Here is an 18,939-nt window from a genome sequence, read left to right as displayed (position 1 = left end):
AAATTTTCGCACTATTCTGTTTAATGCGGTATTACCAATTTATCACAATTGAATTTACCCGAATATCGAAATTTCTGTATTTTCCAAAAGATTGATAAATAGTATCAGTATGGTAAATATAGGGTAAATCTATCTTCCTATTAATTTGGTAAAATAGTAGAACTTTCATACGAGAGATAAAAAAAGGAGGGAACTAATTCACTAATTAGGGAAAGGAGATTGTATATATTTTTAATAAAAGGAAGTAAGAGTGGTTAAACTTTAAAATGAAAAGTATAAAGGGGAAAAGATTTTTATACTTTTCAAATAAAAATCAATGGAGGATGGCTATGTCAAATATGGATTTTAAACGCAACTATGCAAAAGCAAGTCGCAAGCAAAGTGCGAATAAGCTAGAAGTAAATCAAAATCGTAAAAACTCCAAGCAAGAAGAGTTTGTATCAGAACTTGATTTTATTTTTAATGCAGCTCCAGCAAAAGAAAGCAATGTTCCTGCTAAAAGAAATAAAACAGGCATGAACGAGGCTGAAAGTGAACGAACTGCCTGGAACTAATTTATATTTGACATCTATTTTGTACATTGAATTAAAGAACTAAGGCATAAGCCTTGGTTCTTTTTTATTGAAAGTTACTTTTCAAATTGCAAACAGGTTATATCATTTAACATTTTGGTTCGGCAATTACAAGCTGATTGATTTAGTAATGATTTTCCTTATTTACCTTCTTTTCATTTTCGTCAATTTCTTTCATGTATTCCTGGTATTCTTTCTCCACTTCCGATGTTGAGGGGAGAATGTGTTCCTTAGATGAGTCGATCCGCTTTCCATAACGAATCATCTTATAAATTATCATCCCGTTATTTGGTTTTCCGTTAAATGTGGTCATTGGAACTGCATCGAATAATACATAATAAAATGCATAAAAAACAAAGCGATCCCAAAATGTTTTATATTCTTCAATCACCCCATTAGCAATTAGAAAATTAATTGTAAGACCGAATACAAGATTGATTAAAATAGGTCCCGAATAAATGCTAATATAGGCAAACTTATTTTCATGTTTTAATTTGTCATACGAAAACCAGCTATAAAAATGATAGCAACTGCGGATATCGAACATACCAAACTTAAAAACTCTACGCCCGGATCCGATCGTTACTCTTGGTTTAATTACTCCGAAAAGCCAACTGACTATTACGTATCCCATCTCCCGAATAAATACAACAGCAGGCAGGATAATAAATGCAGAAATGACAAGTGAAATGAGATCGGATATGCCAAACATATTACTATCCCCTCCCAACGAATACTTGTAAGTTGATACCCCCGATTATCAATTCAAAACATAAGCAATCGCTTGATTAACAACACTTGCATCCAATTTGTTTGGGGAAAAAATAGTATAGAGAAATAGTAAAAAAAGTATTGGACTGTATAAATCCTATAAAGAAACACAAGCCCTCATCACTCATTTTGGCAATTATATCGACCTATAAAAATTTTTTGCTGAATAATTTATTGCTACTTCATCATGAATTTAACAATTAATTAACAAAAACACTTTTGGAAAAAGAAAAAAACGGGTAAGGATAAGTTGTATTTAAAAATGAAAGGTGTGGAAGTGGAATGTCTGAAAAATTATTTACTGCTATTGCAACTGCTTCAGGAGGACGTGAAGGGAAAGTACAGTCGGATGATGGGGTAATTCAATTTGAAACAGCAATGCCAGGAACACCGCGAGCAAAAAAACTTGAAAATGCAACAAACCCGGAACAATTATTTGCTTCAGGTTATGCTGCTTGCTTTGATAGCGCTCTCCAATTAACGGCAAGTAAAGCCCGTATTAAATTTACTTCTGAAGTAACAGCTAATGTCAGCTTATTGAAAGATGAACAAGATCAAGGATTTAAGCTTGGTGTTGTGCTTCAGGTGAAAGGCACAGATATAGAGCGCGATCAATTAGAAGAACTGGTGCATAAAGCACATGAAGTATGTCCTTACTCAAAAGCAACAAGAGGCAATATTGAGGTCAAGCTTGAAGTGATTTAAATAAAGTGTGCTGGCTTATAAAGATTACAAAATGTAGGTACTTTTAACCCATTTAAAAAAATTAGTGTAATAATAAAGTTTTGTTTTTACTATTTTTTAGAATATTTTGTTTAATTTTTATTGAGTGGGGTACTTATCAATTGAACCTATTTAATAATATAAAATTCCAACACCCTTAATCTCTCTTCTATTATTTGCTAGGTAGTGTGAGGGTGTTTAAATCAATTGAGAATAAAGGACAGCATAAGAAGTTATAAATTCTACCTAGCTAATGAAGAGTAATTTTATGAAAAGTTACCATCATTTCATTAAAAATCAGCAAGACAGCAGTAAATTTTTACAGCTATGATTCGCTGCTTAAGAACGAAAGGATGAGATTTCATTTGAGAAAGATATTATTTATTTCCGATCATGGCGACCCTTTAATTCCACTTGGAAGTAAACAAGCAGGTGGACAAAACAATTATGTAAAACATTTAGCCCTGCAGCTTGATGGGCTTGGGTACAGTGTTGATATTGTTACCCATTGGAGTAGTGAACAAAAGCCGGCAGTTGAACAGCTGGGTGAGCGCAGTAAAGTTTACCGCTTTGCAGGTGGTCAAAAAGGCTTTGTTGATAAGCATCAGATGTTTACTTTACTTCCTCGTTTATACGAAGAAATGACCGAAACACTGGATATAAGCAGCTATGATGTTGTTCATACCCATTACTGGTTATCAGGAGTACTTGCATATAATCTGCAAAAAGAATATTCATTTTACTGGTGCCATACAAATCACTCCCTTGCCATTGCAAAAGAGCAAGGTACAGGCTTTATAGAAAGTAAGCGTAAGCACTTTGAAAAACTAATTATGGAGCAAGCGGATGTAGTTATTGCGACTACTCCAAATGAAAAGCAACAGATTGAAGTTTTTACAAAGAAAAAAAGTGCAGTATCTGTTGTGCCGGTAGGAGTTTCACCAGTGTATCTGACATCCCCTGAGGAAGTGGACCAGTTTGCATTTCCATACTATTTTTATGCCGGCCGTTTAGAAACTTCAAAAGGGATTTTTGATCTTTTAGAAGGATTCAGACATATGCTGAAAAAGAATGATGTCCCAGATAACGTGAAACTGCTTATTGCAGGTGGCTGTCCGGAATCAATTGATATTAAAAACTATTGCCCAAAAAGCGAACCGCTAAAAGAAGCAATTAAAGGAATGGAAGATCGTGTATTATTCCTCGGCCCCAAAAATGAAAAACAGTTAAAGAACCTTTACGGTGGTGCCTTAGCAACCATTATGCCTTCACATTATGAATCATTTGGTATGGTAGCTGCAGAAGCGCAGGCTTGTGGCTGTCCTGTAATTGCGACACATGTAGGCGGACTAAAAGATGTCGTCAAATCCGGAGTGACTGGCCTTCATATACCAAAAGCAAATGTGCAAAAATTAAGCGAAAGCATGGCGTATTTCTTAAAGAGCTCGCCTAAACTATTAAAAATGCGTCGTGATGCAAAACAATATGCAATGAAAGAATTTAACTGGTCTCTCATTTCCCGCAAAGTAAAGGAGCTGTATGAACGAAAAAATGCTTACATTTCCTTACCTTAAACCTCGTGTTTTAGCAACAGATTTAGATAATACGATTGTTAGCGATAAGGTTCCACATACCGATTTGTGGGAAACGCTGGCACTTGAAAACACATCTCTTATATACATTACAGGAAGATACAGGCAGTCGGCGATTGATTTAATTGAACGCGAACAACTGCCAAAGCCGGACATTTTAATATGTGACGTTGGAGCTTCGATCTACCTTGGTCCTTCATATGAGCTTGATCAGGAATGGGCGAGCAATATTAGGCAGGAAGACTTTGAACAGGTTAATACGATTGCAAAATCCATTGACATCGCCAGACAGCCAATTGATACTCCTTGGCGATTGGCCTATTTTGCGAGTGAACTGCAGGTTCAAATACTTAAGAAAGCGATCAAGCAGCATAATTTAGCAGTTGATCTTATTTTCAGCAGTGAAAGAGATGTAGATATTCTCCCTGCAAATATTAATAAAGGTGCTGCTCTGAAATATGTACTTAATAAGTGTAACTATGATGGCGAGGTAGTTGTAGCGGGGGATTCGGAAAATGATCTCAGTCTTTTCAATCTCGGCTATCCTGCAATTGCAGTTGGAAACGCATGTGAAGCCATATTAGCATTATCGCAAAATGACCATATTCATTATGCAAAAGGGCACGCATCAGCCGGTGTAAAAGAAATATGGGAAAGACTTTACACGCCATTATCACAAAAGATTCAATAGGTTTTTACTAGACAAATATTTTTTGACTTTACTTCACTATTTTTGCAGATTACAGCCTATTCTTTAAAATTTGTTTCTAAACAATAGGCAAGTAAATAGGTTATTCCGAATTCCTTTCATACGTTAGTAAAGATACATCAAGATGAAGGAAGGAGGATAAAATTGGTTAATAGAAACTGGTTTAATTCTTTTAATGATGAAAGAGGTCAATCGTTTTTCAATAATGCACAGCAATTACCAACGCAAACAGGACCAACTCAGTATGCATCACCGCAAGTATCGCCAACGAGACAATATGTTCAAAGAAATATATCGAACACGGTGGTGCCACACGTTCATCCATCACATTTAACAACGGTCAACCAACATTATATTAACAACCAACACTATTTCCCTCATACACAATCTGTTGTGAATGAGTGTTTCGAAACTAATACAATGTGTGGAACACCGTTTAGACCACATGGTGACTGTGGTTGTTCAAAACGAAGAGGCTGGTAGTCGTTCTTCAATAATTGCATTTAAAAATTAATAAAAAAGATAATAGCACCGTCCTGTTAATGGATAGTGCTATTATTCATGAAAAATAACATAAATATTCCATCTATTTCTGTATATTTTTTTGGTTTTATCAATACATTGAAAGAAAATAACTCATATAAGGAGAAATTACTATTCCAAAAATCGCTTCAGTAAGTACGCATACACCGCCTTTCGCATTAGCTCAGTCGAATATTGAGCAATTGACGAAAGAGCTTTTCCAACATAAAATTCCAAAGTTAGAACGGTTATTAAAAGTTTTTGAGAATGGTGAAATAAAAACAAGAAATTTATGTGTTTCACCTGACTGGTATCGTGAAGATCATACATTTGAAGAACGCAATGAACTTTATATAAAACTGGCTACCGAGTATAGTGTTGAAGTCATTCAAAAATGTTTAACAAATCGTTCCTTTTTACAACAGGACATCTCTACTGAAGATATAGATGCCATTATTTTTATTAGTAGTACAGGCATTTCAACACCAAGTATTGATGCACGTGTTATGAATATTCTACCTTTTTCAAATGAACTAGTCAGAATCCCGATATGGGGGCTAGGCTGTGCAGGGGGAGCGGCAGGTATTAGTAGGGCGTCTGACTATTGCAAAGCGCACCCAAATGCAAAGGTACTTGTCGTTTGTGTGGAACTATGTAGCCTTACATTCCAGAAAGATGATTATTCTAAAAGTAATCTCGTAGGTACTTCATTATTTGCTGATGGAGCGGCTTGTGCCCTCGTGTGCGGCGATGATGTTGAGCTAGAGCAAAATGTACCAATCCCATATATTAAGGGAAGTGGCTCAAAGTGGATGCCGGATTCTGAAGATGTAATGGGCTGGGATGTAAAAAATAGCGGTTTGCATGTAGTATTTTCAAAAAGCATACCGGTCATTATTTCAAAGTGGCTTGGACCATTTATCCATGAGTTTTTAAATAAGTACGATGTTTTACCTGAACAAATTGTAAACTTTGTAGCACATCCTGGTGGAAAAAAAGTATTGCAAGCATACGAGGAAACACTGAATTTAACAACGGAACATACAGATGTTTCACGTGAAATACTTCAAAAAAATGGAAACATGTCTTCTCCTACTGTTCTGTATGTTTTGGAGCAATTTATGTTAAATGAAAAAAGAGCGGATAATTTAGGTTTACTAGTGGCTCTAGGGCCAGGTTTTAGCGGAGAAGTCGTATTATTGGAATGGAGGGAGTAAGCTGATTTTTTATATTGTACTAGCTTTTGTAATTATTCAAAGATTAGTAGAGCTGGTTATAGCAAAAAGAAATGAAAAATTAATGCTTGCTAAAGGAGCATATGAAGTAGGTGCCTCTCATTATCCATTCATGATTGTACTGCATACTGGCTTTTTTGTAAGCCTTCTTATTGAAGTCTTATTTTTCAGTGGACAGTTTACGCCGCATTATATATGGCTCATTTTATTTTTATTGTTGCAGATGTTAAGAGTATGGTGTCTAGTTTCATTAGGATCTTTCTGGAATACAAAAATTATTATTTTACCAGGAGCAAATGTAGTAGCGAAGGGGCCGTATTCTTTTATCCGTCACCCAAACTATTTAGTTGTATGTTTAGAGATTGCTGTATTGCCACTTATGTTCCAGGCATATTTTACAGCTATCTGTTTCACAATTTTAAATTTCATTATCCTTTCTATTCGTATTCCACTGGAGGAAAAAGCGTTAAAAGAAGGGACGAACTATACTGCCTATTTGGAACGTAATAATGTTAAGCAGCCATAAATAAAAACACTGATTCTTTAATAAAGGATCAGTGTTTTTTAGCTGTAAATAGAATACACAATGGCTGATTTTATGTCTATTTTCTCGGCTGGAGGGTATATAACTTACAGAATAACTTTACCGAAGTTTAATTCTAATACTTTATTCAACAGGAGGGGTTTTATTGAAAGCAGTAACGTATCAAGGTGCCAAAAAAGTAGAAGTAAAAGAAGTTCCGGATGCAAAAATTGAAAAGCCAGATGACATTATTGTACGTATTACCTCAACGGCAATTTGCGGGTCAGATCTCCATATTTATCGCGGGGCTGTTCCGGCACGAGAAGATTTTGTTATTGGACATGAACCTATGGGAATCGTGGAAGAAGTCGGACCTGATGTGACAAAAGTTAAAAAAGGGGACCGCGTTGTTATTCCTTTTAATGTTGCTTGCGGAGAATGCTTCTACTGTCAAAATCAATTGGAAAGCCAATGTGACAATGCCAACGAAAATCCGGCGATTGATTCGGGGGCCTATTTTGGATATACAGAGCGCTATGGTAACTTCCCAGGTGGACAGGCAGAATACTTGCGTGTACCGTACGGGAACTTCATACCATTTAAAGTACCTGACAACTGTGAACTAGAAGATGAGGCATTGCTGTTTATATCTGATGTATTGCCGACTGCCTATTGGAGTGTGGAACATTCGGGTGTTAAAAAGGGAGATACGGTTATTGTATTAGGCTCTGGCCCCATCGGCTTAATGGTACAGAAATTCGCATGGATGAAAGGTGCGAAGCGTGTAATGGTAGTAGACCCTTTAAACTATCGTTTAGAACATGCAAAACGTACAAACAATGTAGAAATATTTAACTTTGATGATTTCGATGATGTAGGAAATCATCTTCATGAGCTTACACATGGAGGTGCCGATGTAGTGATCGACTGTGTAGGTATGGATGGTAAAATGTCCCTTGTAGAAAAGGCACAGCAAAAACTAAAGCTTCAAGGCGGAACATTGAGTGCGATTGATGTTGGAATTAAGGCTGTCAGAAAATTCGGTACAATTCAGCTGACAGGTGTATATGGTTCAAAATACAATATGTTCCCATTAGGCAATATTTTCGAGCGCAATGTAACAGTGAAAACGGGACAAGCACCGGCTATTCATTATAGTCCAATGCTTTATGAAATGGTTGCTGAAGGGAAGATTGATCCAACAGAAATCATTACCCATAAAGTGCCGCTATCTGAGGCTAGTGAGGCATATAAGAAATTCCATGACCATGAAGATCAAAGTATTAAATTTATTTTAAAACCATAGTTTTTTCTGTCGAATTTAAATAAAAGCATTTTATATAACATCTAAAACATTGCGGCTGCAAGGTTTTAGATGTTTTTTAATGAAAACGCTGCTCCCAATTGATGCTCTAATATATATATCCGTAGTATGATGGAATTAAGTTGGAAAAAGGAGATGAATGTGAATGAAGAAGTATTATCAAATAGTTTTATTTACAGTGTTAATCGTCATTTTAGCTGCATGCGGTAAGGAAACGGCGGAAAACGAAGATCAGGAAACCACTGTAAATTATGCTGAGGAAGTAACAGAAAATCCAATTGTTACAATCACAATGGAAAATGATGAAAAGATCGTTATTGAGCTAGAGCCAAAAACAGCTCCTAATACAGTGGCCAATTTTATCTCCCTTGTAGAAGATGGGTTTTATGATGGACTAATTTTCCATCGTGTCATTCCCGGTTTCATGATCCAAGGTGGAGACCCGGATGGTACAGGTATGGGTGGACCTGATTATGCAATTAAAGGGGAATTTACCTCAAACGGATTTGAAAATAAGTTAACACACGAGCGAGGTGTAATCTCGATGGCTCGTTCCCAAGATCCGGATTCGGCGGGCTCACAATTCTTTATAATGACGGAGCAAGCAACGCATTTGGATGGTGACTATGCAGCATTCGGCAAGGTAACTGAAGGAATGGAAACAGTTGATGAGATTGTTGCTGCTGAACGCGCGGAAAATGATAAACCGCTGGAAGATCAAAAGATAAAAACAGTTGAAGTTGACACGAAAGGCTTTGATTATCCGGAGCCAGTCGTTCAAAAATAATATGTAAGGGAGTAACCGTATTAATTATTCGGTTGCTCCCTTTTTCCATCCTGCACCCTCTAATAAATAAAGTGAAGGCATGGAGAGGAGTTGTTTTACATCATAAGGACCTTTCTTTTGTAAAAAGGCTTCAACTAATCGATACCCGGTACAATACCCAATCCAAGGGGGTAAATTTAATGCCGAGTCCCCGAATAAAAAGGCTTGATGTTCATGCAAACCTGACACATGCAATGCTTGGGTGAAATGAGTATCCCAATAACTTAATACTTCCTCCATGGAATACCGTTTCGTCCATGAACTTAATGCATACTCTCCATATAAGCTTTCCACCGCATGCTCGGCCAGTCCTTCCATAAGCAATGAGTCAAGTAATGTAGGGGGTTCTATTAAAAACCTGCGCCTACAAATATGATGATATTCATGGGTAAACAGTGCATGAAGTTCTTTTATTGTGACGCGAGGGGATACATACAAACAAATGCCATTAGGATAGGCAACACCATTTTTTACAAATCCATTTTTTATTGGCAAAATGGCAACAGGTATATCCGGACCGTTCCATAAAAGTATTAATTCCTCTAAAAGTCTTTTTGATATTTGCCAAACATCCAATGTTAAGCGGAGTTCCTCATGTTGAAGCAGCCCCTGCTGTAAAAGTTCAAATTGAACGGCCTCAGGTGGAAATCGAGGGAAAATGGATTGGATGATTGGATAGGCTGCCAGCTCACGATGCTCCGTTTTTTCAAACAATAATTTTGTGTCCAGAATGGGCATAATTTTCTCCTTTTTCTTAGTGTATGAATTAGACGAAGCGCTCGTATGTGCGAATTGCTTGAACATATAGTAGAAAAAAGTAAGGAAAGGAGTGAAATAGATGCATCCAAAAGAGGCGTATGATTTATGCTGCAAATATCAAGGGAAGCGGGTAAGGATTACAGATAATCAAGGTAATCTGCATGTAGGTAGAATTACACAAGTCGATAATCGCCAAGTATGGATTATGCCCGATAGAAATGGTTATGGTATTGGATTTTGGGGCTTTGGCGGTGCTGGATTTGGTTATGGCATTGCTTTAGGAGCGATTACCGGTATTGCACTTGCAGGGCTTTTTTTCATTTAAGTAAAAAAAGCTGTCTAGAAAGTAATTTTCTAGGCAGCTTTTACAATGTATACTTATTGTCCCGTAAAGAAAATAGCAATTGTTCCTCGACCGACATGTGCACCGATCACCGCACCAATTGTTGTGGTTTCAATTGCCTTCGGGTGTAATGAATCTGCAATTGCGGCTTTTATTTCTAGCATTAATTCTTCATCATTACTGTGGGAAATACCGACAACTTTATTCGAAAAGTCTCCTCCACGTTCTTTCATAAGGGCAATCATACGTTGGGTAGCCTTTTTAAATCCACGTGTTTTTTCTATTGGTACAAGCTTACCATCATCCATATTTAAGATAGGCTTAATATTAAGTAATCCACCCATAAAAGCACTCGCTTTTGATACACGACCGCCTTTTGCTAAGTGGTTTAAATCGCCAACTGTAAATAGATGTTCCATTGAATTAGCCATTGTTGTTAGTTTTTCAACGGCTTCATTAAACTCAATGCCAAATTTATTTAAACGTACGGCTTCTTTCACAACTAAGCCTTGCCCGAAAGAAGCACATTTCGTATCAATAATTTCTAATTTCAAGTTCGGATAACTTTCTAATACCTGATTTTTTGCTAAAATTGCTGTTTGGCATGTACCAGACAGTTCAGATGAAAAGGCAATATAAACTCCTTCTTCACCGGATTTTGCTAATTCTTCAAAAGCGTTGATAAATACTTCTAATGAAACTTGTGATGTTTTAAGTTGCTCACCTTCAGCAATTGCCGCGTATACCTGGTCTGTTGTGATGCCAATAATGTCATCATACTCAACACCTTTCACTAACACGCGTAACGGAAAAAGATGTACTTCTTCGTTATCAAAAAATGATTTCGGTAAGTCAGAACCACTATCCGTATAAATTTTCATAAACATCCCCCTTATCTCACTCAAATTTGATTTTAGTTTAATTTAAATTATGAACTATTTACATTTGTCATGTTTTTCCTATGATAACTGTATTTATTATATAGTTTATGCACAGAGCGATGCCTACTATTCTTACAAAATATTGACGATATTTCAAGTTGATATTTATAGAAATTCCATTTAATGAAAAGTATAAGCTTCTCATTGTAGCATAACGTAAAATAGACAAAATAGTTAGAAAAAAGTTGTTAGAAAATAAAGAAAACATAAATAAATAATTTTAAGCTTCTACAAAATATGCTCATAAATGTTTCGCCTCTTCTCGCAAAAGACAACCTTTTCACTTGCTTGCATTGTCTCGGTTTGTATATATTTTAATCTTTTCACAATTGTGTTACACTACAATAAGGTAATAAATGATATAGAATCAATGGAATCGTCTCCTATAAAGGGTTGTCGATAGTAAAATAGAGCGCTTACATTATTCTAAAAATCTTAATATATATGTAAGGGAAGGTAAAAATGAGTAACAAGCATATCAAATCAGACGTTATCTTAATTGGTGCCGGAATTATGAGTGCTACTTTAGGTACAATGCTTAAAGAATTAGCACCGGATTGGAAGATCAAAGTATTTGAGAACCTAGCTAAAGCGGGTGAAGAGAGCTCTCACGAATTAAATAATGCCGGAACTGGGCATGCTGCTTTATGTGAGCTTAACTACACAAGCGAGAAAAAAGACGGAACAATCGATATTACAAAAGCGATTAACGTTAACACACAATTCCAAGATTCACTACAATTTTGGACACATTTAGTTAACACAAAGCAAATCGAGAAACCTGAAGAATTCATTATGCCATTACCACATATGAGTATGGTACAAGGTGCTAGCAATGTTGAGTATCTTAAAAAGCGTCATGCAGCAATGACAGCAAATCCATTATTCGAAGGTATGGAATTCTCGGATGATCCTGAAACACTAAAACAATGGATTCCTTTAATTATGAATGAACGTAAATCAAGTGAACCAATTGCTGCAACAAAAATCGATTCTGGTACGGATGTTAACTTTGGGGCGTTAACTCGTACGCTAATTTCGAATCTACAAAAGCAAGATGTAGATGTAAACTACAACCATAATGTTTTAGATGTAAAACGTTTAAAAGATGGTTCTTGGGAAGTAAAAGTTCATAACAAAGAAAACGGTAAAGTCGAATACCACATTGCGAAATTTGTATTCCTTGGAGCTGGTGGTGGTAGCCTTGAGTTACTACAAAAATCCGGTATTCCTGAATCAAAACATATCGGTGGATTCCCGATTTCTGGTTTATTCTTAGTGTGTAACAATGAAGAAGTAGTGAATCAACACCACGCAAAAGTATATGGTAAAGCAGCGGTTGGTGCGCCACCGATGTCGGTACCACACTTAGACACTCGTTATATCGATGGTAAAAAATCATTATTATTCGGACCATTCGCAGGCTTCTCTCCGAAGTTCTTAAAAACAGGTTCAAATATGGACTTATTTGCATCGATTAAACCACATAACTTATTAACTTTACTAGCTTGTGGTGTGAAAGAAATGTCGTTGAGCAAATATTTAGTTTCTCAATTAGTTCTTTCAAAAGAAGCACGTATGGAGGAATTACGTCAATTCATTCCAACTGCTAAGTCAGAAGACTGGGAAGTTAGTGTTGCAGGTCAGCGTGTACAAGTAATTAAAGACACAGACGCTGGTAAAGGGACATTACAATTCGGTACTGAAGTTGTAACTGCACACGACGGATCTATCGCAGCATTATTAGGTGCATCTCCAGGTGCTTCTACAGCTGTATCTGTTATGTTAAAAGTAATCAACCAATGCTTCCCAGAAGAGATGAAAGCTTGGGAACCAAAGATTAAGGAAATGATTCCATCTTACGGTGAAAACTTAGTTGAAAATACAACACTTCTTAAAGAAGTACATGAAACAACAACGAAAGCTTTAGGTTTAAACAAAGCATAATTGTTAATAGAAAGAACCTTTAATCATTGTCGGATTAGAGGTTCTTTTTTTTATAGAGAAATTACGCTATAGTAAATTTGGAGAAGGGAAGGAGGAATACGATGTATAAATTAGATTATGCTTCACCAATTGGCGTTATTGAGATTGCAGGAACTGAACATTTTATAGCATCGGTATTATTTGCAGAGCGAGAAGAAATTGTAAACTTTCCAGCTAATGATACCCCTCAGCTTTTATTGGACTGCAGTACAGAGCTGGATGAATATTTTAAAGGCCGACGCAAAGATTTTTCGGTACTTTATAAATTGCAAGGAACAATGTTTCAAACAACGGTATGGCAAGCATTAACAACAGTTCCTTATGGCAAAACCGCTTCCTATAAAGAAATTGCCCAACAGATTGAAAATGAAAAAGCTGTCCGCGCTGTTGGAATGACAAATAGCAAAAATGTGATAAGTATTATCGTCCCATGCCATCGGATTATCGGCAAAAATGGTAAACTTACAGGGTATGCAGGCGGATTATGGAGAAAACAGTGGCTGCTTGAACATGAGCTTAAATATAGCTTCAATTTAGATTAACGTTGTAAAATATAATTTCTTTAACTAGTTAGTGAGGTGGATGAATGAACGAGCAGCAATATGATCATATGCTAAATATCGAAACAACCGGCTATCAATACGGTTTTCCCAAATTAGCAAAATACCATCGCTATGAACCTACACCCTATAGCGGACTGGAGCAATTATTCGAATCCTACGAGCTACCCCCTAAAGCACATTTTCTGGATATCGGCTGCGGAAAAGGGCGTGTTCCTATTTATATATATCATCGCTTCCATATTCCCGTTATTGGCATTGAAATGGATCAGAAGTTTTTTACAGAAGCGGAACATAATGCAGAGCAATATTTAAAAAAGGTAAAGAAGAAACAAGCACCGATTCAATTTTTGAACATCATCGCCGAGACATATGAAATTAAAAAGCACGATAATGTCTTTTTCTTCTTCAACCCCTTTTCAGTACATGTATTTCGTGAGTTTATAAAGCATGTTATGGATTCCATCACGTTATACCCGCGAATAGTAGATATTATTTTATATTATCCATCCCCTGACTATATGGATTTCCTGCAACAAGAGCAGTCACTACATTGCTATTTAGATATAAAATTACGCCATGAAAAAAATGAAAATGAACGTATCGTCGTTTTTCGTATTCCGAAACAATAAACGGCGTTTTTTTATTATCAGAAAATAGTAGACTGTAAATTTAGAATACATAAAATTAACAGAATAATCGTACTAGACTAATAATTGGTATTCGATTACAATACAGAAGTTGGAATAATTGTTTATATTATTCTTGTAGATTTATTCTGAATATTGAAAATTTAGATTGTGCGAATGTAAGGTATTGGTTATAATTATCAGAAATATAAAACATTTGTAGTATGACTAAGGGGGAAATGATGATGACAAATCACAAAAAGACAAAAAAGTATGGTTCATTATTCATGGCAACAGCTTTATTAACAGGGGTGTTAGCTGGTTGTGGTACAGATGACTCTAGTTCTTCTGGATCAGGAGACGGCGGCAATGCAGCTGGCGACACGATTAAAATCGGAGCCAACTTAGAATTATCAGGTGCTGTAGCTTCATACGGATCATCGATTAATGATGGAGCAAAATTGGCGATTGAAGAAATTAATGCAGCAGGCGGTATAGATGGAAAAAAACTGGAGTACATTCCAGTCGACAATAAATCAGAAACAGCGGAAGCAACTTCTGCTGCCATGAAATTAGCAGAACAAGAAAAAGTAGTGGCAATGTTAGCGCCGGCTACTTCAGGGAACTCCGTTGCAACAGTACAAATCGCAAGTCAGCATAAAGTTCCGATGGTGACAGGGTCAGGTACTGCACCAAATGTAACAGTAAACGATGACGGAACAGTAAATGAATATGCATTCCGTACTTGTTTCATCGATCCATTCCAAGGGACGGTAGCAGCAAACTTTGCGACAAATGAACTACAAGCTAAAAATGTGGCAATTTTCGCGGATAATGCTTCAGATTACGCGAAAGGTTTAGCCGCATCATTTAAGGAAACTATTTCTGCAAATGGTGGTTCGGTAGTCGCAGAAGAGGCGTATGTTGCAAAGGACGTCGACTTTAAATCTCAATTAACTAATATTAAAGGGAAAAATCCTGATTTCATTTTCATCCCTGGCTACTATGAAGAAGTAGGGATTATCGTAAAACAAGCACGTGAATTAGGTATTACCGTGCCGCTTATGGGTGCTGACGGTTGGGACTCGCCAACACTAATTGAATTAGCGGGTGCTGATGCGTTAAATAATACCTTTATTACTAACCACTACTCATCTGAAGATCCGGATTCAAAAATTCAGGACTTCGTTACAGCATTTAATGATGAGTACAGCAAATCACCGAATGCTTTCCATGCATTAGGTTATGATTCGATTTACTTTATCGTTGATGCGATTAAGCGTGTAGATGGAGACATTACAGGCGAAGCAATTCAAAAGCAGCTTGCATCAACGAAAGATTTAAGCTTAGTAACAGGTACTTTCACAGTTGACGAAAACCACAACCCAGTAAAATCAGCAACAGTTCTAGAATTCGTAGACGGCAAACAACAGTTCAACTCTAAAGTTAATCCTTAATTTTTTACGAGTAAGGGGGGCGGAACTAGCCTCCCTTTTTTTTTCATACATTAATAGAGAAAAAAGGAGTGAACTGTATGGAATGGATCCAACAATTAGTGAATGGTATTTCGCTAGGTAGTATTTATGCACTAATCGCACTAGGCTATACGATGGTATACGGAATTATTAAGCTCATCAACTTTGCCCATGGTGATGTTTTCATGCTTGGTGCTTTTATCGGCTTTTATGCCATTGCACGTTGGGAAATGAATGTCTTTTTAGCCCTTATTATCGCGATGATATTATGTGCCGTTATTGGAGTAATAATCGAGCGTGTCGCCTATAAGCGACTGCGTAATGCAACGCGAATCGCAGCCCTTATTACGGCAATCGGTGTCTCACTGTTAATTGAATATACGGTAATTTTCTTTAGAGGTCCGTCACCAGAGGCGTATCCGTCTGTATTTGCAACGAAGAATATTGAAATTTTCGGTGCACAAATCAGTACACTGGCGATATTCATCTTATCTGTTTCGATTTTCTTAATGATCTTATTACAATTCATTGTTCATAAAACAAAGATCGGTAAAGCAATGCGTGCCGTATCCCATGATGCAGATGCAGCTCGCTTAATGGGCATTAACGTAGATAATACGATTTCAGCCACATTCGCAATTGGTTCCGCACTGGCAGGAGCTGCGGGCGTAATTTTTGGCATTTACTATACACGTATTGATCCGTTAATGGGGATTATGCCTGGTATTAAAGCATTCATTGCCGCTGTATTAGGTGGTATTGGCATTATTCCAGGGGCAATGGTAGGCGGTCTTGTACTAGGGGTTGTTGAAACAGTTGTTTCGGCTCTCGGATATTCATTATGGCGAGATGCAGCCGCATTTGTCATCCTGATTTTAATTCTAATATTACGTCCAGCGGGTATTTTCGGTAAAAATACGCGCGAGAAAGTGTAGGTGAACAGCATGAAAAAATCGAAAATCTTTTGGGGTTATGCCGTCCTAGCACTTGTGATTTATGCAGTTGTTCAATTATTGATTTCCAACGGTGTTATCCAGTTCTACTATCAAAACATGTTCATCGCAATGTGTATTAATGTTATTTTGGCGGTAAGTTTACATGTCATTATCGGGGTTACAGGTCAGTTCTCGATAGGGCATGCAGGTTTTCTAGCTGTCGGAGCTTACATATCGGCTATTTGTACAATGAAATTTGGCATGCCATTTATTACAGCCATTTTAATTGGCGCTATTGTCGCAGCACTTGCCGGATTGCTTGTAGGAATTCCTTCACTTCGTTTAAAAGGCGACTACTTGGCGATTGCTACGCTAGGGTTTGCTGAAATTATTCGAATTGTATTTGTGAATACTGACTATGTAGGTGGTGCAGCAGGCTTGCAAGTTGCCCATCAGTCAACATGGACATATGCCTTTTTTGCGACATTCATTACAATTCTCGTCATCTCGAACTTTACGAATTCACGTCATGGTCGTGCGTGTATTTCCATACGTGAAGATGAAATTGCGGCTGACGCAATGGGTATTAACACAACCTATTACAAAGTTGTCGCATTTGCAATCGGTTCGTTCTTCGCTGGAGTGGCGGGTGCCATCTATGCCCATAACTATTATATTATTCAGCCGACAGCATTCGGGTTTTTAAAGTCATTTGATATTTTAATATTCGTCGTATTGGGCGGTTTAGGCAGTTTATCCGGTTCTGTTATTGCAGCAGTATTACTGACATTCGTCTCTACGTATTTACAGGACTTCCCGGAAACGCGGATGATTATTTACTCACTGATTTTAATATTAGTTATGCTTTATCGACCTACAGGTTTATTAGGTTCAAAAGAGATTACAGCATACTTCAAGTTTGGTAAAAAAGGAGGTACGCGCGTATGAGCAGTGCACTTCTAAAAGTGGAAAAGCTAGGTATTCAGTTTGGTGGTTTAAAGGCTGTTCAAAATGTAGAAATGCATTTGAATCAAGGAGAGTTGATAGGTTTAATCGGCCCGAATGGTGCAGGAAAAACAACAACATTTAATATGCTGACAGGGGTATATACGCCAACGGAAGGGACAATTATATTCAACGGAAAAGCAATTGGCGGCTTGGATCCATATAAAGTAACACGCCAAGGAATTAGCCGGACATTCCAAAATATCCGCCTATTTAAAGAGTTATCTGTACTGGATAATGTAAAGGTCGCTAACCATGGTTTGGCAAAACATAATTTAGTTTCGAGCATTTTCCGGTTACCAAGTCACTTTAAAGGCGAAGAGAAAATGGAACAGGAGTCATTAGCATTTTTGAAAATTTTCGGGCTTGGTGTATACCGTGATGAGCTTGCGAAAAACTTGCCATACGGAATGCAGCGTCGCCTGGAAATTGCCCGAGCGTTGGCTGCTGCACCGAAGCTATTATTATTGGATGAACCGGCAGCCGGGATGAATGCAAAGGAAACGCATGATTTAATGGAGCTAATTGCTTTTATTCGTAAGGAATTTAATTTAACGATTTTATTGATCGAACATGATATGAACTTAGTTATGGGTATTTGTGAGCGAATCTACGTACTTGACCACGGACAGTTAATTGCCGATGGGACACCTGAAGAAATCCGTTCAAACCCGAAAGTAATTGAGGCTTACTTAGGTGAGGAGGTTACAGAATAATATGCTAATAATTAATGATATCGATGTATTTTATGGAAATATCCAAGCATTGAAAGGAATCTCCCTCGAAGTAAAAGAAGGCGAAATTGTAACACTGATCGGTGCCAATGGAGCAGGGAAAAGCACATTGCTAAAAACAATTTCAGGTTTATTAAAGCCAAAGCGGGGTTCGATTGAATATTTAGGTGCGGCAATCGATGGAAAGCCCGCACAAACGATCGTAAAGGCAGGACTTTCCCATGTACCGGAAGGACGTCGTGTATTTTCGAATATGACAGTGGAAGAAAATCTGGAATTGGGTGCCTATTTACGGAATGACCGAGAGGCTATAAAAAAGGATTTAAATCATGTGTTTGAGTTATTCCCTCGTCTGTTGGAACGACGCAAGCAGCTTTCAGGGACTTTATCAGGCGGAGAACAGCAAATGCTTGCGATGGGCCGCGCTTTAATGGCTAAGCCGAAGCTGATCATTATGGATGAGCCTTCAATGGGTCTTGCACCTCTTATGGTAAAAAACATCTTCAACATTATTGAAATGGTCAACAAAGAAGGTGTGACAGTATTGCTTGTAGAGCAAAATGCACATATGGCATTATCGGTTGCCCACCGCGCCTACGTTTTGGAAACAGGCAAAATCGTCCTAACAGGTTCAGCAAAAGAACTGCAGGAGAGCGATGAAGTAAGAGCAGCTTATTTAGGAGGATTATAAAATAAAAAAGTCCGCTACTTTCCTATCGGAAATAGCGGACTTTTTCTATAAAGACTCTAACAAATGCTACCAAACAATGGATTC

At 37.4% G+C, this 18,939-nt stretch carries 21 protein-coding genes; 18 read left to right on the top strand and 3 right to left on the bottom strand.

Annotated elements, in window-relative coordinates; genetic code table 11:
* Positions 1–329 precede the first annotated feature (329 nt).
* Positions 330–554, top strand: a complete 225-nt coding sequence (locus tag MHH37_RS20730) for a hypothetical protein (protein WP_065217695.1) — start codon at positions 330–332, stop codon at positions 552–554.
* A gap of 142 nt (positions 555–696) precedes the next feature.
* On the opposite strand, the gene MHH37_RS20725 is transcribed toward MHH37_RS20730, so the two are convergent.
* Positions 697–1,284, bottom strand: a complete 588-nt coding sequence (locus MHH37_RS20725; protein ID WP_014822377.1) for a hypothetical protein — start codon at positions 1,282–1,284, stop codon at positions 697–699.
* Positions 1,285–1,625: 341 nt separating this feature from the next.
* On the opposite strand from MHH37_RS20725, the gene MHH37_RS20720 reads away from it, so the two are divergent.
* The 8 genes from MHH37_RS20720 to MHH37_RS20685 all read left to right on the top strand — a co-directional run bounded on the left by MHH37_RS20720 (position 1,626) and on the right by MHH37_RS20685 (position 8,758).
* Entirely contained in the window at positions 1,626–2,048 is a 423-nt protein-coding gene (locus tag MHH37_RS20720) for an organic hydroperoxide resistance protein (protein ID WP_008407068.1), read from the top strand.
* Between the two features lie 383 nt (positions 2,049–2,431).
* A complete protein-coding gene (locus tag MHH37_RS20715) occupies positions 2,432–3,640 on the top strand; it encodes a glycosyltransferase (protein WP_342574475.1) in 1,209 nt (402 codons plus the stop codon).
* Entirely contained in the window at positions 3,606–4,349 is a 744-nt protein-coding gene (locus tag MHH37_RS20710; protein ID WP_342574474.1) for an HAD-IIB family hydrolase, read from the top strand. Before MHH37_RS20715 ends, MHH37_RS20710 begins: the two co-directional genes overlap by 35 nt.
* Positions 4,350–4,511: 162 nt before the next feature.
* Positions 4,512–4,850 (top strand): CotD family spore coat protein, encoded by a 339-nt coding sequence (locus tag MHH37_RS20705; RefSeq protein WP_008407064.1) that lies wholly within the window; start codon positions 4,512–4,514, stop codon positions 4,848–4,850.
* A 242-nt stretch (positions 4,851–5,092) separates the two neighbouring features.
* Positions 5,093–6,106, top strand: a complete 1,014-nt coding sequence (locus MHH37_RS20700; RefSeq protein ID WP_342574472.1) for a 3-oxoacyl-[acyl-carrier-protein] synthase III C-terminal domain-containing protein — start codon at positions 5,093–5,095, stop codon at positions 6,104–6,106.
* Between the two features lie 82 nt (positions 6,107–6,188).
* Entirely contained in the window at positions 6,189–6,650 is a 462-nt protein-coding gene (locus MHH37_RS20695) for an isoprenylcysteine carboxylmethyltransferase family protein (RefSeq protein ID WP_008407062.1), read from the top strand.
* Between the two features lie 163 nt (positions 6,651–6,813).
* Entirely contained in the window at positions 6,814–7,953 is a 1,140-nt protein-coding gene (locus MHH37_RS20690; protein WP_008407061.1) for a zinc-dependent alcohol dehydrogenase, read from the top strand.
* A 163-nt stretch (positions 7,954–8,116) separates the two neighbouring features.
* Positions 8,117–8,758: a peptidylprolyl isomerase gene (locus tag MHH37_RS20685; RefSeq protein WP_342574469.1), complete on the top strand. Its 642-nt coding sequence runs from the start codon at positions 8,117–8,119 to the stop codon at positions 8,756–8,758.
* 24 nt (positions 8,759–8,782) lie between these two features.
* On the opposite strand, the gene MHH37_RS20680 is transcribed toward MHH37_RS20685, so the two are convergent.
* Positions 8,783–9,535 (bottom strand): DUF2268 domain-containing putative Zn-dependent protease, encoded by a 753-nt coding sequence (locus MHH37_RS20680; protein WP_340735862.1) that lies wholly within the window; start codon positions 9,533–9,535, stop codon positions 8,783–8,785.
* A 100-nt stretch (positions 9,536–9,635) separates the two neighbouring features.
* Here MHH37_RS20680 and MHH37_RS20675 point away from each other — a divergent pair, with 100 nt between their 5' ends.
* Positions 9,636–9,881, top strand: a complete 246-nt coding sequence (locus MHH37_RS20675) for a hypothetical protein (RefSeq protein WP_014822384.1) — start codon at positions 9,636–9,638, stop codon at positions 9,879–9,881.
* A gap of 53 nt (positions 9,882–9,934) precedes the next feature.
* Here MHH37_RS20675 and MHH37_RS20670 read toward each other — a convergent pair whose 3' ends face one another.
* The gene (locus MHH37_RS20670) at positions 9,935–10,780 is read right to left on the bottom strand and encodes a DegV family protein (RefSeq protein WP_065217689.1); all 846 of its coding nucleotides are present in this window, start codon (positions 10,778–10,780) and stop codon (positions 9,935–9,937) included.
* Between the two features lie 522 nt (positions 10,781–11,302).
* Between MHH37_RS20670 and mqo the strand changes: the two genes are divergently transcribed.
* The 8 genes from mqo (at position 11,303) to MHH37_RS20630 (ending at position 18,855) form a co-directional block, all read left to right on the top strand.
* Positions 11,303–12,787, top strand: a complete 1,485-nt coding sequence (gene mqo / locus MHH37_RS20665; RefSeq protein ID WP_342574467.1) for a malate dehydrogenase (quinone) — start codon at positions 11,303–11,305, stop codon at positions 12,785–12,787.
* Positions 12,788–12,888: 101 nt separating this feature from the next.
* On the top strand, positions 12,889–13,368 hold the full coding sequence (locus tag MHH37_RS20660) for a methylated-DNA--[protein]-cysteine S-methyltransferase (RefSeq protein ID WP_008407051.1): 480 nt from the start codon (positions 12,889–12,891) through the stop codon (positions 13,366–13,368).
* A gap of 44 nt (positions 13,369–13,412) precedes the next feature.
* Positions 13,413–14,018 (top strand): class I SAM-dependent methyltransferase, encoded by a 606-nt coding sequence (locus tag MHH37_RS20655; protein WP_014822388.1) that lies wholly within the window; start codon positions 13,413–13,415, stop codon positions 14,016–14,018.
* A 242-nt stretch (positions 14,019–14,260) separates the two neighbouring features.
* On the top strand, positions 14,261–15,472 hold the full coding sequence (locus MHH37_RS20650) for an ABC transporter substrate-binding protein (RefSeq protein ID WP_014822389.1): 1,212 nt from the start codon (positions 14,261–14,263) through the stop codon (positions 15,470–15,472).
* Between the two features lie 77 nt (positions 15,473–15,549).
* Positions 15,550–16,425 carry a branched-chain amino acid ABC transporter permease gene (locus tag MHH37_RS20645; RefSeq protein ID WP_008407046.1) on the top strand — a complete coding sequence of 292 codons (876 nt, stop codon included), beginning with the start codon at positions 15,550–15,552 and terminating at the stop codon, positions 16,423–16,425.
* Positions 16,426–16,434: 9 nt separating this feature from the next.
* Positions 16,435–17,373 (top strand): branched-chain amino acid ABC transporter permease, encoded by a 939-nt coding sequence (locus tag MHH37_RS20640; RefSeq protein ID WP_014822390.1) that lies wholly within the window; start codon positions 16,435–16,437, stop codon positions 17,371–17,373.
* Entirely contained in the window at positions 17,370–18,146 is a 777-nt protein-coding gene (locus MHH37_RS20635; RefSeq protein WP_342574461.1) for an ABC transporter ATP-binding protein, read from the top strand. Before MHH37_RS20640 ends, MHH37_RS20635 begins: the two co-directional genes overlap by 4 nt.
* A gap of 1 nt (position 18,147) precedes the next feature.
* Positions 18,148–18,855 carry an ABC transporter ATP-binding protein gene (locus tag MHH37_RS20630; RefSeq protein ID WP_008407040.1) on the top strand — a complete coding sequence of 236 codons (708 nt, stop codon included), beginning with the start codon at positions 18,148–18,150 and terminating at the stop codon, positions 18,853–18,855.
* Positions 18,856–18,939 lie beyond the last annotated feature (84 nt).

The organism is Solibacillus sp. FSL K6-1781 (genome assembly GCF_038630735.1).
In the GTDB taxonomy this organism is placed as follows: domain Bacteria; phylum Bacillota; class Bacilli; order Bacillales_A; family Planococcaceae; genus Solibacillus; species Solibacillus silvestris.
Note: the sequence above shows the minus strand (reverse complement) of the source record. Positions and strands in the feature narration are given on the sequence as shown.

What these genes read in the sequence shown, in the direction of transcription:
- MHH37_RS20730 (WP_065217695.1), top strand. Translation starts at nt 330, where the DNA reads ATGTCAAATATGGATTTTAAACGCAACTATGCAAAAGCAAGTCGCAAG.
- MHH37_RS20725 (WP_014822377.1), bottom strand. Translation starts at nt 1,284, where the DNA reads ATGTTTGGCATATCCGATCTCATTTCACTTGTCATTTCTGCATTTATT.
- MHH37_RS20720 (WP_008407068.1), top strand. Translation starts at nt 1,626, where the DNA reads ATGTCTGAAAAATTATTTACTGCTATTGCAACTGCTTCAGGAGGACGT.
- MHH37_RS20710 (WP_342574474.1), top strand. Translation starts at nt 3,606, where the DNA reads ATGAACGAAAAAATGCTTACATTTCCTTACCTTAAACCTCGTGTTTTA.
- MHH37_RS20695 (WP_008407062.1), top strand. Translation starts at nt 6,189, where the DNA reads ATGCTTGCTAAAGGAGCATATGAAGTAGGTGCCTCTCATTATCCATTC.
- MHH37_RS20685 (WP_342574469.1), top strand. Translation starts at nt 8,117, where the DNA reads ATGAAGAAGTATTATCAAATAGTTTTATTTACAGTGTTAATCGTCATT.
- MHH37_RS20680 (WP_340735862.1), bottom strand. Translation starts at nt 9,535, where the DNA reads ATGCCCATTCTGGACACAAAATTATTGTTTGAAAAAACGGAGCATCGT.
- MHH37_RS20675 (WP_014822384.1), top strand. Translation starts at nt 9,636, where the DNA reads ATGCATCCAAAAGAGGCGTATGATTTATGCTGCAAATATCAAGGGAAG.
- MHH37_RS20670 (WP_065217689.1), bottom strand. Translation starts at nt 10,780, where the DNA reads ATGAAAATTTATACGGATAGTGGTTCTGACTTACCGAAATCATTTTTT.
- mqo (WP_342574467.1), top strand. Translation starts at nt 11,303, where the DNA reads ATGAGTAACAAGCATATCAAATCAGACGTTATCTTAATTGGTGCCGGA.
- MHH37_RS20660 (WP_008407051.1), top strand. Translation starts at nt 12,889, where the DNA reads ATGTATAAATTAGATTATGCTTCACCAATTGGCGTTATTGAGATTGCA.
- MHH37_RS20655 (WP_014822388.1), top strand. Translation starts at nt 13,413, where the DNA reads ATGAACGAGCAGCAATATGATCATATGCTAAATATCGAAACAACCGGC.
- MHH37_RS20650 (WP_014822389.1), top strand. Translation starts at nt 14,261, where the DNA reads ATGACAAATCACAAAAAGACAAAAAAGTATGGTTCATTATTCATGGCA.
- MHH37_RS20645 (WP_008407046.1), top strand. Translation starts at nt 15,550, where the DNA reads ATGGAATGGATCCAACAATTAGTGAATGGTATTTCGCTAGGTAGTATT.
- MHH37_RS20640 (WP_014822390.1), top strand. Translation starts at nt 16,435, where the DNA reads ATGAAAAAATCGAAAATCTTTTGGGGTTATGCCGTCCTAGCACTTGTG.
- MHH37_RS20635 (WP_342574461.1), top strand. Translation starts at nt 17,370, where the DNA reads ATGAGCAGTGCACTTCTAAAAGTGGAAAAGCTAGGTATTCAGTTTGGT.
- MHH37_RS20630 (WP_008407040.1), top strand. Translation starts at nt 18,148, where the DNA reads ATGCTAATAATTAATGATATCGATGTATTTTATGGAAATATCCAAGCA.